The organism is Pseudomonas sp. No.21 (genome assembly GCF_054558415.1).
In genome coordinates this window covers 84,288-98,032 of sequence record NZ_BAAJNO010000013.1, presented here as the reverse complement: position 1 = coordinate 98,032, position 13,745 = coordinate 84,288, and the positions used below count along the sequence as shown (strand labels likewise).

Here is a 13,745-nt window from a genome sequence, read left to right as displayed (position 1 = left end):
TGAAGCCCGGGCTACGCCACGCTGGACGCCATCGCCCCACCTGCGCAACGATGCCGGCTTTGCCCGGAAGCCCGCCCATGCGCCGCCTGCCGTCCCTCACCGCCCTGCGCACCTTCGAGTCAGCCGCCCGCCATGCCCATTTCGGCCGCGCCGCCGCCGAGTTGTGCGTCACCGACAGCGCGGTGAGCCACCAGATCCGCCAGCTGGAGGAGCAGCTTGGCACCGAGCTGTTCGTCCGTGCCGGTCGCCAGGTGCGCCCGACGCCCCAGGCGCGGCGCCTGCTGCACAGCCTGCAACAGGCCTTCGAGCTGATCCTCGATGCCTGCGACGAGCTGCGCGACCCCGGCTCCCAGGCCCAGCTGCGTATCGCCGTCACCGCCGAGCTGGCGCAGAAGTGGCTGGTGGGCCGGCTGGCGGACTTCGGCGAGCGCCACCCGCACATCACCCTGCACCTCTACGAGCAGCCGCTGGAGTCGGCGCTGCCGGGCGAGGAGATCGACCTCGCCATCACCTACGGCACCGGCCCGGGGGATGCCAGCGCCTACTTCGTGCGGCCGCTGCCGGCCCTGCAGTTCTTCCCCGTGTGCAGCCCCGGCCTGTTCAACCAACTGCCGCTCAAGCACCCGCGTGACCTGGCCCGCCACTGCCTGCTGCATGACGACCAGGACGGCAAGACCTGGAGCGCCTGGCTCAGCGTCCATGCCGGCGACCTGCAGCCGGCGCGGCACCTCTACCTCGGCCACGCCGGGCTGACCCTGGAAGCCGCCGCGCAAGGGCAGGGCGTGGCCATGGGCGACAACCTCACCAGCGCCGAGGACCTGGCCAGCGGCCGCCTGGTGCGCCCCTTCGCTGCCAGCGTGGCATCGCTGGGGCAGTACGCGCTGGTCTGCGAACGGCTGCGCCTGGACAAGCCGGCGGTGGCCCAGTTCGTCGAATGGTTCAGCGATCAGCTGGCCGATAGCTGAATCCAATTCAAGGATTCCGCGATATTCATCATTGGTCGCCGGGGCACCGGCGCGCTTAACGTCAGGGCACATCCAACCCCACTCCGAGGTTTCCCATGGCGCGTTCCCTGACTTCCCTCCCCAAGGCCGACGGCTTCCGCCTGCCCGGCGAATTCGAGCCCAAGGCCGGCTGCTGGCTCGGCTGGCCCGAGCGCACCGATGTCTGGCGCAACGGCGCCAAGCCCGCGCAGAAGGTCTGGGTCGAGATCGTCAGTGCCATCGCCAGCAGCGAGCCGGTCACCGTCTGCGCCTCCGCCACCCAGTACGCCAACGCCCGGCGCATGCTGCCGGCCCAGGTGCGGGTGGTGGAGATGACCTGCAACGACACCTGGTTCCGCGACAGCGGCCCGGCCTTCCTGGTCAATGACCAGAGCGGCGAGGTGCGCGGCGTGGACTTCGAGTTCAACGCCTACGGCGGCCTCGATGGCGGCCTCTACTACCCCTGGGACAAGGACGACCAGATCGCCCAGAAGATCCTCGAGATCGAGAAGCTCGACCGCTACCGCGCGCCCTTCATCGCCGAGATGGGCGGCATCCAGACCGACGGCCAGCGCACCCTGCTGACCACCGAGCAGTGCCTGCTCAACCGCAACCGCAACGCCCACCTGGGCAAGGACGAGATGACCCGGCGGCTGTCCGACTACCTCGGCGCCGAGCAGGTGATCTGGCTGCCGCGCGGCTGCAAGTTCGACGAAACCGATGGCCACATCGACGACCTGGCCTGCTTCGTCCGCCCCGGCGTGGTGGTGATGCAGTGGACCGACGACCGCGACGACCCGCAGTGGGAGATCTACCAGGAGGCCTACGACATCCTGCGCAGCACCCGTGATGCCCGTGGCCGCGCGCTGGAGGTGCACAAGCTGCCGCAGCCCCGCGTGCTCACCTGGACGGCGGAGGAGGCCGCGGGCCTGGACCAGGTGGACGGCACCCACCTGCGCGAGGCGGGTACGCGCATCTGCGCCTCCTACATCAACTACTACGCGGGCAACTCCGCCATCGTCCTGCCGCTGTTCGGCGACGCCCACGACCGGGCGGCCGGTGCGGTGCTCGCCGAGCTGTTCCCCAGGCACCGGATCATCGGCATCGAGAACTCGCGGGAGATCCTCCTGGGGGGCGGCAACGTCGCCTGCATCACCATGCCGCAATACGCCGCCAGCCGGGCTGGCTAGGGAGCCTTCGATGCAACTGCGCACACTGGCGATCGCCCTGGGCCTGGCCCTCGGCACCTGCACGGCCCAGGCGGCGAGCGAGCCGCCCAGGGTCAACCTGTACATCTGGAGCGAGTACCTGGCACCGGACACGCTCTCCCGCTTCGAGGCGAGGACCGGCATCAAGGTGGTGGCCGACCACTTCGACTCCCTGGAAACGGTGGAGACCAAGCTGCTCACCGGCCGCAGCGGCTACGACCTGGTGCTGACCGCCGGCCAGCACCTGCAGCGGGCCATCGCCAGCGGCGCGCTGCAGCCGCTGGACAAGGCCAGGCTGCCGCACTTCCAGGGGCTGGACCCGGAGTTCACCGCGCACATGGCGCGCTTCGACCCGGGCAACCGCTACGCCGGGCTCTATGTCTGGGGCACCACCGGCTTCGGCTACCAGGAGGAGGCCATTCGCACGCGCATGGCCGACGCCCCCACCGACAGCTGGGCGATGCTGATGGACCCGGCGGTGGTCGCGCGCTTCGCCGACTGCGGGGTGAGTTTCCTCAACGACCCCAACGAGGTGTTCGCCGCCGCCTTCCGCTACCTGGGGCTGGACATCAACCGCCAGAGCCTCGACGACCTCAAGCTTGCCGAGGCGCACCTGGCGAAGATCCGTCCGTCGATCCGCTACTTCGACAACGACCGCAACATCAACGACCTGGCCAACGGCAACACCTGCCTGGCGATGTCCTGGAACGGCAACGTGGCCATCGCCGCCGCCCAGGCCGAGCAGGCGCAGAAGCCGTTCAAGCTGCGCTACCGCATCCCGCGGGAGGGCACCCTGATCTGGTTCGACGCCATGGTCATCCCCAGGGACGCACCGCACCCGGACGCCGCCCTGGCGCTGATGGACCACCTGATGACCCCCGAGACCATCGGTGCCATCACCAACAGCATCCACTACGCCAACGCGGTGCCGGCGGCGGCGTCCAGCGTCGACCCCGCCATCCTCGCCGACCCGGGCACCTACCCGCCGGCGGCGGTACGCGCCACGCTCTACACCAAGAACGACAACACCAAGGCCTTCAATCGTGCGCTGACCCGCGCCTTCAGCAAGCTGAAGTCCGGCCTCTGAAGCTCCCGCCGCCCGGTTTCCGGCAATCCCGCTGCCGGGCGTCTTGACCGCTTTGCGGTGCTTGCTATCTAATGATATGCATTCTCATTTGGTGGTCCTGGCACGTCGCATCCGGCGGCGTCGCCTGGCCACCTGTCGTCGGGGGCATGCGTGCAGCGAGCGAGTCGAGCGGACGGGAGGCAGCCCCGTGGATGAGCAGTTCCGGGGCTCCATCTCCGGTGCCTACCGCGCCTTCCATGCCGAGCTGCTGAAGTTCCTCGGCAAGCGCCTGGGCAGCCCCGCCGACGCCGCCGACCTGGCCCAGGACGCCTTCACCCAATGGCTGGACTGGCGCGAGCGCGAACAGGTCCACCAGCCTCGCGCCTTCCTCTTCCAGATCGCCCGCAACCTGCTGCGTGACCACTGGCGCCGCCAGCAGGTGCGCGGTGCGCTCGATGGAGAAGCTGAACAGGCGCTGGAGACCCTGGTCGATGAACAGGGAGCGAGCCCCTTGGAACGGGTAGAACACCATCAGCGCTTGCGCCTCCTGGCCTCGGCACTGGATGATCTGTCGCCGCGCCGGCGCGAGGCCTTCGTCCTGCACAAGTTCGACGGCCTGTCCCAGGCGGAAGTGGCCGCGCGCATGGGGATTTCCCTGAGCATGGTGGAAAAGCACATCGCCTGTGCCCTGCTGCACTGCAAGCAACGCGTGCAGGGCGAGGTCCAGGCGGACGGACAATGAACACGAGCCCCCGGATGGATTCCCGACCCTCGATCGACGAACAGGCCGCCACCTGGTACGCCCGCCGCAGCAGCGGGCAGTTCAGCGCGGAGCAGGAAGCCGAGCTGCAGGCCTGGCTCGCCGCCAGCCCGGCGCATGCCCGGGCCTTCGCCGACATGCAGCTGATCTGGGCCGACTTCGATCGCGTGCCACGGCCCGTGCTCGCCACGCCGCTGGTCCGGCCCGAGCCCCGTGGCCGCCGCACGTTGCCGCGTGCCATGGCGGCTTCGTTCGTGCTGCTCTGCGCCGCCCTGGCCACCTCGCAGAACTGGTTCGCCCGCGCGCCCGGCGTCGACCTGCAATTGAGCAGCGCCCGGGGCGAGCAGCGCCAGGTGGAGCTGGCCGACGGCTCGCGCATCGACCTCAACGTCGACACCCGCCTGCACGTGCGCCTCTACGACGACCACCGCGAAGTGGAGCTGCTCCAGGGCGAGGCCTTCTTCGCCGTCGCCCGTGATGAACGACGCCCGTTCGTGGTGATGGCCGGGGAGGGCAGCGTGCGCGTGCTCGGCACCCGCTTCAGCGTTCGCCGTGGCGGCGAGCGCCTGGATGTGGCGGTGGAGAGCGGCAAGGTCGCGGTGAGCCCGGAGGCCGGCGGCAGTCACCGTGCCGAACTGGGTGCCGGCGACAGTGCCGACTTCGATTACCGCACGCGCCACCTGGAGCTCGGCCACCGCAGCCCCGAGGAGATCGCCAGTTGGCGGCGCGGCCAACTGATCTTCCGTGATCGCCCACTTGCCCAGCTGGTGGACGAGCTTTCCCACTACCGAAACGCGCCCGTGGGCCTGGCCGATGCCAGCCTCGCCGAGCGCCGTGTTTCCGGCAGCCTCAACATCGGCAAGCCGGATGCCTTCCTCGCCGCGTTGCCGCAGCTGTTGCCGGTGCGCGTCGAGTACCTGGCCGACGGAACGGCCCTGATCCACCCGCGCTGACCCTCCGGAGCACCACCGGAGACCAGTCGCGTGGATGTTTCGATGCAAGTGAAAATATTTTTCATTTGCATATGCGGGTTTTGCCGAGCGCTGCGTCTTCCTGATGTCCGCCTCATGCAAGGGCGGTTTTGCAGTACTTGGGGAGATTTGGATGAACACCCGTAGCACCCGTTTCGCGCTGCGCCGTCTCGTTGCCGGCGGCGCCCTGGCCACCTTCCTGCTCAGCGGCAGCGCCCTGGCCCAGGACCACGACTTCAACCTGCCGGCCCAGCCCATGGCCAGCGCGCTGACTGCCCTGGCCCAGCAGAGCCAGCTGCAGATCCTCTTCGACGAGTCGCAACTGCGAGACCTGCGCGCCCCGGCCCTCGCCGGCCGCTACAGCGCCCGCGCTGCACTGCAACGGTTGCTGGCCGGCTCCGGGCTGGAGCTGGTGGAGGCGGGGGACGGGTTCGTGATCCGTCGCGTTGCCAGTGCCGGCCAGGCCGCCGCCGATGACAACGTTCTGGAACTGGGCAGCACCAACATCATGGGCAGCGCCATCGATTCCAGCTCGGTAGGGCGTTCGGTCCTGACCCAGGAAGACATCGACCGCAAGCAGGCGGACAACATCGCCGAACTGCTGGACACCCTGCCGGGCGTCAGCTCCAGCGGCTCGCCCCGCCCTGGCGGCCAGACCCTGAACATCTGGGGCATGGGCGATGTGGAAGACGTCAAGGTCATCCTCGACGGCGCGCCCAAGGGCTTCGAGAAGTACCGCCAGGGTTCGGTGTTCATCGAGCCGGAACTGATCAAGAACGTCGAGGTGGACAAGGGCCCCCACAGCACCCTGTACGGCAACGGCGGTTTCGGCGGCGTGATCAAGGTGGACACCAAGGACCCCGCCGACCTGCTGAAGGAGGGCGAGAACGCCGGCGCCTTCCTCAAGTACGGCTACCACACCAACGACCGCCAGGAGATATACAGCGGCGCGGTGTACGGGCAGACCACCGACAGGATGTTCGATGGCCTGCTGTTCCTCACCGGGCGTGAGGGCGACAACATCAAGCGCCCTGACGGCACGCGCTTCGTCTACTCCGAAAACAGCCTCGACGCCTTCCTGTTCAAGAGCAACTTCCGTCCCAACGACGAGCATGTCTTCACCCTGTCGGCCATGCAGTCCGGCAGCGAGGCCTGGGAGCCCTTCGCCGCCAAGCGTGATGAGATGGCTGCCCCCACCGCAGCGGAGATCGCCCGCTATGGCCTGGACGGCGCCTGGAAACGCAAGCTGGTGAACCGTGACCAGGACGACGAGAACTACTCGCTGAAGTGGAACTACACGCCGCTGGACAACCCGTTGGTGAATGTCACCGCCAGCTATGCCTATTCCAGGACCGACCAGCATGACAAGCGGCCAGCCAACGCGTCTGCGGGGTTCGCGTCTTCGCTGGGCAACGAGAGCTGGGTCAACTACACCGACCGGCTGGCGGAGCTGAAGAACGAAAGCCGCTTCGATACGGGGCTGCTGTCCCACGTCGCCACCGTAGGGGTGCAATGGCACGGGCATGATCGCGACACGCTGATGAAGGACCTCAGCAAGCTGACCGACAGGACCTACAACTACGGCCTCTACCAGCCTTACTACATGCCGTCCGGCGAGCAGGAAACCCGCAGTGGCTATCTGCAGGACGCCATCACCCTCGGTTCCGTGACCATCACCCCGGCACTGCGTTACGACCATGTCTACAGCCGTGGCGAGCCCAGCCTGGCACCGCGCTACAACAGCCCGGACCCCGCCGTGGGGCACGACTACAGCAGCGTCACCTACAGTGGCTGGTCGCCGCGCCTGGGGCTGTTCTGGACCGCCACCGACAACCTGGCGTTCTTCGCCGACTACAGCAAGACCTGGCGCGCCCCTCTGATCGACGAACTGTACGAGGTGCAGAGTGCGGCGAGCAGTGTGCCCGCCACCAGTCGCAACCTGGACCCGGAGCGCATCACCGGGGTGCGCCTGGGCAGCATCTTCAATTTCGACAAGCTGCTGGTGGACGGTGACAACCTGCAGATCCGCACCACGCTGTTCCGCAACCGTGGCAAGGACGAGATCTTCAAGCGCACCGGCGTCTACTGCCTTGCCAGCGTGACCGGCGGCAACAGTGCCTGCCAGGGGCCGCTGGCCAACAACCGCAACCTGCCCGGCTACACCATCGAGGGGGTGGAGGTCGAATCCTTCTACGACAGCTCACGCATCTTCGGCAGCCTGTCGGTGTCCTACATCCGCGGCAAGCGCGACGCCTCGCCGCGCAACCCCTGGGGCCCGGAAACCTGGCTTTCGGACATCCCTCCGCGCAAGGCGGTGGCCACCCTGGGCGTGAAGGTGCCGGAGATCGACATGGCCATGGGCTGGACCGGCAACTTCGTGCGCAAGCAGGACCGCTCGCCGGTGGATGACGATCCGCTCGCTTCGGGCTGGAGCCTGCCGGAAACCCAGGGCTACGCCCTGCATGGCCTGTTTGCCACCTGGCAGCCGAAGTACATCAAGGGATTCGAGGCGCGGCTGGCGGTGGACAACCTGTTCAACCGCGAGTACTACCCCTACCTCGGCGAGGCCGTCTCCGGCGTGGGCCGCAACATCAAGTTCAGCGTCTCGCAATTCTTCTGAGGTGCCTTCCAGGGCATCCCCATGTTCGTGGGGATGCCCGCTCCCTTCGGCGCTTCGGGTTGCACCCGATCTGCGTGGCCACCATCACTGCTCAGACCCCTCTTATGCACACCCCGTAGGAGCGAACTCTGCTCGCGAAGCTCTGGTCCTCGCACAGGAGCTGTGAGCTGAGGCGCAATGCCGGGTTGCACCCAACCTACAGCCGCATTGGCACCATAGGGCGGGTGAACCCGCGAATGCACGCTTCGGCTCAGCCGCCCAGCATCTGCAGCAGCGCGGCGGCGGTGGGTTCGGAGGAGGCGGGGTTCTGGCCGGTGATCAGCTTGCCGTCGGTGACCACGTGGGGCTGCCAGTCGACGACCTTGGAATACTGGCCGCCCTGCTCGCGCAGCACGTCCTCCACCAGGAAGGGCACCACATGGGTGAGGCCCACGGCCTCTTCCTCGCTGTTGGAGAAGCCGGTCACCGCGCAGCCTTGCACCAGCGGGCTGCCGTCGGCGGCGCGGGCGTTGCGCAGCACGCCGGGGGCGTGACAGACGGCGGCCACCGGTTTGCCGGCGTTGTGCAGGTCCTCGATCAGGCGGATGGAGAAGGGATCGTCCACCAGGTCCCAGAGCGGGCCGTGGCCGCCGGGGTAGAACAGCGCGTCGTAGTCGGCCGAGACCAGGCCGGACAGCGGCAGGGTGTTGGCCAGGGCCTGGCGGGCCTGTTCGTCGGCACGGAAGCGGTGGGTGGCTTCGGTCTGCGCGTCGGGCTCGTCGCTCTTCGGGTCCAGCGGCGGCTGGCCGCCCCGGGGCGAGGCGAGGACCACTTCGGCTCCGGCGTCGCGGAAGGCGAAGTAGGGGGCGGCGAATTCTTCGAGCCAGAAGCCGGTCGGCTTGCCGGTATCGCCCAGACGGTCGTGCGAGGTCAGCACCATGAGGATTTTCATCGGCAACTCCTTGAGATTATCGAGGGTGTGACTGGCGCTCCTCCGGCAAGGTTCCGGGGGCTGGCCGATGAATTCTAGACGCGCCTGGGAACCTGTTCTCAGTCCTGCTGCGGGCGCCTGCGCGCGGTGAGGCCGCGAAGGAAGTTGCGCAGGATCTGGTCGCCACAGGGGCGGTAGTTCTTGTGGTCCTTCTTGCGGAACAGGGCGCTGATCTCGGACCGGGTCATGGGCAGGTCGGCCTCGTGGAGGATGTCGAGGATGTCGTCCTCGCGCAGCTCGAAGGCCACCCGCAGCTTCTTCAGCACCTGGTTGTTGCTCATCGGCAGTTCCAGGGGCAGGGGCGGGCGGCTTTCGTCCTTGCCGCGCATGGCGTACACCAGGCCGTCGAGGAAGCCGGCCAGGCGCTTGTCGCTGCAGGAGTGGTAGCCCTCTTCGTCGTCACGGACCAGCCAGGAGGCAACCTCCTGGCGGCTCACTTCTTGGTCGGCCAGGCCGATGATCTCCACCACCCGGGCGTCGCTGATATCCAGCAGGTAGCGCAGGCTGCGCAGTACATCGTTGTTGGTCATGGGGTGTTCCGTCGGGATGGGCGGCCGGCAGGGGGCCGGCAACTAGACTGAGGACGTCGACGCCGAAAGGCGGGAGGTCCATATGAAGGGCGCCATTGTGCTCGCATTCGCGGCGCTGGTCGCGGTCAGTTGTGGCATCCAGGCGCAACAGCCGCCGTTGCTGCGTTCCCCCGGCACGCCGGCACCGGGTTCGCCCGGTACGGCCACGCCACAACCCTATCCCCAGGCCAGCCCACCGAGCCTGCCGGCCGCCGCGCCGCGTTCGGGCAGCCCGCCGCTCCTGGTCAACCCGCCGACCACGCGCCAGGCGGACCCGCGCGACGAGCGTATTCCCGTGCTGCAGGAGCAACTGGATCGCAACAGCAAGGGGCTGGGAGGCCGTGAGAAGAAGCCTGCGCCCTAGCGCAGCAGCGGCGCCACCCGGGCCTGGAGCAGTTCCACCAGGGCCGGTTCCATGTAGGCGTAGTCGTCGGGGATATCCAGGCTGACCACGCGCTTGCCCTTGAGGGCGGCGGGGAAGCGCGCGGCCAGCTTGCGCCGGTGGCTGCCTTCCATCACCAGGATCAGGTCGGCCCAGGCCAGAGCTTCGGGCGTTACCGGGGTTTCGGCCTCGGCCTTGAGGCCGGCGGAGTCGGTCTCGATTCCCGGCCAACCGGCGAACACCTGCTCCGCGGTGGGGCTGCGCAGGCGGTTCTGTCCGCAGATGAACAGCAGGCGCTGCACCTTCATTGGCCGGTCAGCCCCAGCACCTTGAGCAGGAAGGCGTATTCCAGGGCGACGTCGCGCAGCGCCTGGTAGCGCCCGCTCATGCCGCCGTGGCCGGCGCCGAGGTCGGTCTTGAGCAGCAGCAGGTTGTCGTCGGTGCGTGTGGCACGCAGCCTGGCCACCCATTTGGCGGCCTCCCAGTACTGCACGCGGGAGTCGTTGTAGCCGGCCACCACCAGCAGCGCCGGGTAGGCCTGGGCGCGCACGTTCTCGTAGGGCGCGTAGCCGCGGATGCGCTCGAACACCTCGGGCTCGTTCGGGTCGCCCCACTCGTCGTATTCGGTCACGGTCAGCGGCAGGTCGGGGTTCTGCATGGTGTTGAGCACGTCGACGAAGGGCACTTCGGCGATGGCGGCGGCGAACAGGTCCGGGCGCTGGTTGAGCACGGCGCCCATCAGCAGGCCGCCGGCGCTGCCGCCGCTGATCACCAGTTGTTCGCGTGTCGTCAGGCCTTCGCCGATCAGGTGTTCGGCGCAGGCGATGAAGTCATCGAAGCTGTTGGTCTTGTGCTCCAGCTTGCCGGCGCGGTACCAGGCCTCGCCCAGTTCGCCGCCGCCGCGCACATGGGCGATGGCGAAGACGAAGCCGCGCTCCAGCAGGCTCAGGCGGGCGTGGGAGAACCAGGGGTCGAGGCTCTCGCCATAGGCGCCGTAGCCGTAGAGGTAGAGCGGCGCCGGCTGGCCCAGCACGTCGCGGCGGGCGACCAGGCTGATGGGCACGCGGGTGCCGTCGGCGGCGGTGGCCCAGAGGCGCTGGCTGACGTAGGCGTCGGCGTCGAAGGGGCCCTCCACCGGGGTCTGCTTGAGCACCCGTTGCTCGCCGTCGGCCAGGCGCAGCTCGCGGACCTGGGCCGGGCGGTTGAGCGCCTCGTAGCGCAGGCGGATCACCGGGCTGTCGAACTCCATGCTGTCCTGCACATAGAGGCTGTAGGCGGCGTCCGGCAATTGCACGCGGTACGGCGCGGCGCCGCGTGGGTGCACCTGGATGATCGGCAGGCCACCCTCGCGCAGGCTGAGGGTGAAGGCGCCGGCGTTCATGCCCACGCCTTCGAGCATGCAGTCGGGGTCGTGGGCGATCAGCTCGCGCCAATGGGCGCGCTCGGGCGTCGCTTCGGGCGCCTGGTAGAGGGCGAAGTTGATGCCGGTCTGGTTGCTGCGGATCAGCCAGCACCACTGGCCGTCCACCTGGCCGTGGTCGGCGTAGTACTCGTGGCCTTCCTCGCGCGGGGCCAGGCAGCGGAAGTCGCCGTCGGGGGTGTCGGCGTCCAGCACCCAGCTCTCGCTGGTGGTCTTGCTGCCCAGCATCAGCACCAGCTGGCGCTCGGAGCTGGCGCGGTGGCAGCCGAGGAAGAAGCGGCCGTCGGCCTCCTCGAACACCAGTTCGGCGTCGGCCTCACCCAGGCGATGGCGGTAGAGCCGGTGCGGGCGGTGGGTGTCGTCCAGCTCGCCGAAGAACAGGGTGCGGCTGTCGTTGGCCCAGGTCATGCTGCCGTCGCAGTCGTCGAAGGGCAGGGCGGTGATGGTGCCCTCGACCAGGTCCTTGACGTAGAGGCGGTAGATCTCGTCGCCGCTGGTGTCCAGGCTGTAGGCCAGCAGGCGGTGGTCGGGGCTGACGCTGAAGGCACCGAGGGAGAGGAAGCCGCCCCCTGCCAGGGCGTTGGGGTCGAGCAGCAGCTGTTCGCTGGCCTCGTCCACCTCGAAGCCTTCGGCCGGGCGCGCACAGCGGTAGTGGCGCGGGTATTCGTCGCCGGCGGTGGTGCGCTGGTAATAGAGGTAGGGGCCCCAGGGCGTGGCGAGGGACAGGTCGGTCTCGCGGATGCGCCCACGGATTTCCTCGAACAGCGCCTCGCGCAGCGGCGCTTCGTCGGCCAGGCGCTCGTCGAGCCAGGCGTTCTCCGCCTTGAGGTAGTCGAGCACCTCGGGTGCGTCGCGTTCCTCCAGCCAGCGGTAGGGATCGGCTCCGGCCTGGATGCGGGCGATGGGGGCTTCGGACATGGCGGTTCTCACGGCTAGGCGTTGCGGGCCGGGCGACGGCGGGGACGCCGGGCTTCGGAAAAGTCGCTATCATAAGCGCCCCTTTGCCCGCCTTGCCATGGAAGCCCATGAACGAACACGACTATCTCCTCGCCTGGGGCGCCTATGGCGTCGCGGCCCTGGGCTGCCTGCTGGTGAGCTTCCGCGCCACCGGCTGGATGTGGCGCTGGCTGCGCGAGCCCCTGCGCCTGATAGTCGCCGTGCTGCTGCTGACCCCGACTCCCGTCGACCCCGGTCGCGACCTCTACGCGCCGGCGGTGGCGGTCACCGCGCTGGATATCGTGTTCAAGGTGGGCAACAACGCCTGGAAGGCGGTTTCCGACCTGGCCATGTACGGCATGATCGGCCTGGTGCTCTACCTCATCTTCGTCGCCATCCGCTGGCCTATCGAGCGCGCCATCCGTGCCCGCCGTGCCGAGCGCGAGAAGCCGGCAGCGGTGGACGAGGAAGAGGACGAGCCGACCCTGCGCCAACTGATGGAACGTGATTCGAGCGAGCGCGTGGATACCCGCCTCGACGACCGGGGCGACCGTCGCCTGCGCATCGAACCGCGTCTCTGATACCGGCGGCGCGCCGAGCGCTCACGAGGAATGCCCATGGATTGTGTGTTCTGCGCCATCGCCGCCGGCAAGCTGCCGGCCCACCTGTTGCACGAGGATGAGCACTTCCTGGTGCTGCTGGACATCTTCCCCCTGCGGCCCGCCCACCTACTGGTGGTGGCCCGCGAGCACGCGCCGTTCCTCGCCGACCTCGGCACCCCGGCGCGCCAGCGCCTGGTGGAGCAGGCCCTGCGCATGGGCGAGGCATTGCGCAGGGCGGGCTATGGTCGCCAGGGCATCAACCTGCTGATCAACGACGGCCCCGATTCCAACCAGCACGTGCCCCATCTGCACCTGCACCTGATTCCCCGGCAACGGGGCGACCTGGCGGCGCTGCTCTGGCGTATCCTCACCCGCTTCCTGCCCTTCGGCCGCGCCCGCATCCAGGCCCGGCTGGCGCGGGAGGCCGAACAACTGCGACAGGCATTGAAACGAGAGCCCTGAACCATGTGCGAATTGCTCGGCATGAGCGCCAACGTGCCCACCGATATCGTCTTCAGCTTCACCGGCCTGATGCAGCGCGGCGGTGGCACCGGCCCGCACCGTGACGGCTGGGGCATCGGCTTCTACGAGGGCCGTGGCCTGCGCCTGTTCCAGGACCCTTCGGCCAGCGTCGACTCCGAGGTGGCGCGCCTGGTGCAGCGCTACCCGATCAAGAGCGAGACGGTCATCGGTCATATCCGCCAGGCCAACGTCGGCAAGGTCAGCCTGGCCAACACCCATCCCTTCGTCCGTGAGCTGTGGGGCCGCAACTGGTGCTTCGCCCACAACGGCCAGCTCGCCGACTTCCATCCGGCCGCCAGCTTCTATCGGCCGGTGGGCGATACCGACAGCGAGGCGGCTTTCTGCGACCTGCTCAACCGGGTGCGCCAGGGCTTCCCCGAGCCGGTGCCGGTCGAAGTGCTGCTGCCGGTGCTGGTGCAGGCCTGCTCCGAATACCGCAGCCGGGGCGTGTTCAACTGCCTGCTCAGCGACGGTGACTGGCTGTTCTGCTTCTGCACCACCAAACTGGCGCAGATCACCCGGCGCGCACCCTTCGGCCCGGCGCGTTTGAAGGATGCGGACCTGACCGTGGACTTCCAGTCCGAAACCACGCCCGACGACGTGGTCACGGTGATCGCCACCGAGCCGTTGACCGACAACGAGACCTGGACGCTCTACCAGCCCGGCGCCTGGGGCCTGTGGCGACGGGGCGAGTGCCTCGCGTCCGGGCAGACCTGACCAACGAGAGGGAATATCG

14 protein-coding genes are annotated in these 13,745 nt (G+C 68.5%); 10 read left to right on the top strand and 4 right to left on the bottom strand.

The features are described from left to right. The first annotated feature begins 77 nt into the window (after positions 1 to 77). The 6 genes from ACYJSS_RS24970 (at position 78) to ACYJSS_RS24945 (ending at position 7,608) form a co-directional block, all read left to right on the top strand. Complete coding sequence (locus ACYJSS_RS24970) at positions 78 to 965, top strand: LysR substrate-binding domain-containing protein (protein ID WP_111262081.1); 888 nt, start codon at positions 78 to 80, stop codon at positions 963 to 965. A gap of 95 nt (positions 966 to 1,060) precedes the next feature. Next, entirely contained in the window at positions 1,061 to 2,173 is a 1,113-nt protein-coding gene (gene aguA / locus ACYJSS_RS24965; protein WP_111262082.1) for an agmatine deiminase, read from the top strand. A gap of 10 nt (positions 2,174 to 2,183) precedes the next feature. Continuing rightward, the gene (locus ACYJSS_RS24960; RefSeq protein ID WP_236205717.1) at positions 2,184 to 3,278 is read left to right on the top strand and encodes an extracellular solute-binding protein; all 1,095 of its coding nucleotides are present in this window, start codon (positions 2,184 to 2,186) and stop codon (positions 3,276 to 3,278) included. A 187-nt stretch (positions 3,279 to 3,465) separates the two neighbouring features. Then, positions 3,466 to 3,999 (top strand): sigma-70 family RNA polymerase sigma factor, encoded by a 534-nt coding sequence (locus ACYJSS_RS24955; RefSeq protein WP_111262084.1) that lies wholly within the window; start codon positions 3,466 to 3,468, stop codon positions 3,997 to 3,999. A 14-nt stretch (positions 4,000 to 4,013) separates the two neighbouring features. Beyond that, entirely contained in the window at positions 4,014 to 4,970 is a 957-nt protein-coding gene (locus tag ACYJSS_RS24950; protein WP_178082967.1) for a FecR family protein, read from the top strand. 151 nt (positions 4,971 to 5,121) lie between these two features. After that, positions 5,122 to 7,608, top strand: a complete 2,487-nt coding sequence (locus ACYJSS_RS24945; protein WP_236205718.1) for a TonB-dependent receptor — start codon at positions 5,122 to 5,124, stop codon at positions 7,606 to 7,608. A gap of 250 nt (positions 7,609 to 7,858) precedes the next feature. Here ACYJSS_RS24945 and ACYJSS_RS24940 read toward each other — a convergent pair whose 3' ends face one another. Both ACYJSS_RS24940 and ACYJSS_RS24935 read right to left on the bottom strand, forming a co-directional pair. After that, the gene (locus ACYJSS_RS24940) at positions 7,859 to 8,539 is read right to left on the bottom strand and encodes a type 1 glutamine amidotransferase domain-containing protein (protein WP_236205719.1); all 681 of its coding nucleotides are present in this window, start codon (positions 8,537 to 8,539) and stop codon (positions 7,859 to 7,861) included. A gap of 98 nt (positions 8,540 to 8,637) precedes the next feature. Continuing rightward, positions 8,638 to 9,108 carry a YehS family protein gene (locus tag ACYJSS_RS24935; protein ID WP_236205720.1) on the bottom strand — a complete coding sequence of 157 codons (471 nt, stop codon included), beginning with the start codon at positions 9,106 to 9,108 and terminating at the stop codon, positions 8,638 to 8,640. 82 nt (positions 9,109 to 9,190) lie between these two features. Between ACYJSS_RS24935 and ACYJSS_RS24930 the strand changes: the two genes are divergently transcribed. Further along, the gene (locus ACYJSS_RS24930) at positions 9,191 to 9,511 is read left to right on the top strand and encodes a hypothetical protein (protein WP_111262089.1); all 321 of its coding nucleotides are present in this window, start codon (positions 9,191 to 9,193) and stop codon (positions 9,509 to 9,511) included. Here ACYJSS_RS24930 and ACYJSS_RS24925 read toward each other — a convergent pair. Beyond that, a complete protein-coding gene (locus tag ACYJSS_RS24925) occupies positions 9,508 to 9,831 on the bottom strand; it encodes a low molecular weight protein tyrosine phosphatase family protein (protein ID WP_218281325.1) in 324 nt (107 codons plus the stop codon). The genes ACYJSS_RS24930 and ACYJSS_RS24925 overlap by 4 nt on opposite strands. A gap of 2 nt (positions 9,832 to 9,833) precedes the next feature. Further along, entirely contained in the window at positions 9,834 to 11,867 is a 2,034-nt protein-coding gene (locus ACYJSS_RS24920; protein WP_236205721.1) for a S9 family peptidase, read from the bottom strand. Positions 11,868 to 11,974: 107 nt separating this feature from the next. Between ACYJSS_RS24920 and ACYJSS_RS24915 the strand changes: the two genes are divergently transcribed. The 3 genes from ACYJSS_RS24915 to ACYJSS_RS24905 are packed head-to-tail and all read left to right on the top strand — an operon-like array spanning position 11,975 to position 13,726. Next, complete coding sequence (locus tag ACYJSS_RS24915; RefSeq protein WP_111262092.1) at positions 11,975 to 12,466, top strand: MFS transporter; 492 nt, start codon at positions 11,975 to 11,977, stop codon at positions 12,464 to 12,466. A 36-nt stretch (positions 12,467 to 12,502) separates the two neighbouring features. Then, positions 12,503 to 12,949 (top strand): HIT family protein, encoded by a 447-nt coding sequence (locus ACYJSS_RS24910; RefSeq protein WP_111262093.1) that lies wholly within the window; start codon positions 12,503 to 12,505, stop codon positions 12,947 to 12,949. Positions 12,950 to 12,952: 3 nt separating this feature from the next. Beyond that, entirely contained in the window at positions 12,953 to 13,726 is a 774-nt protein-coding gene (locus tag ACYJSS_RS24905; protein WP_111262094.1) for a class II glutamine amidotransferase, read from the top strand. Positions 13,727 to 13,745: the final 19 nt, after the last annotated feature.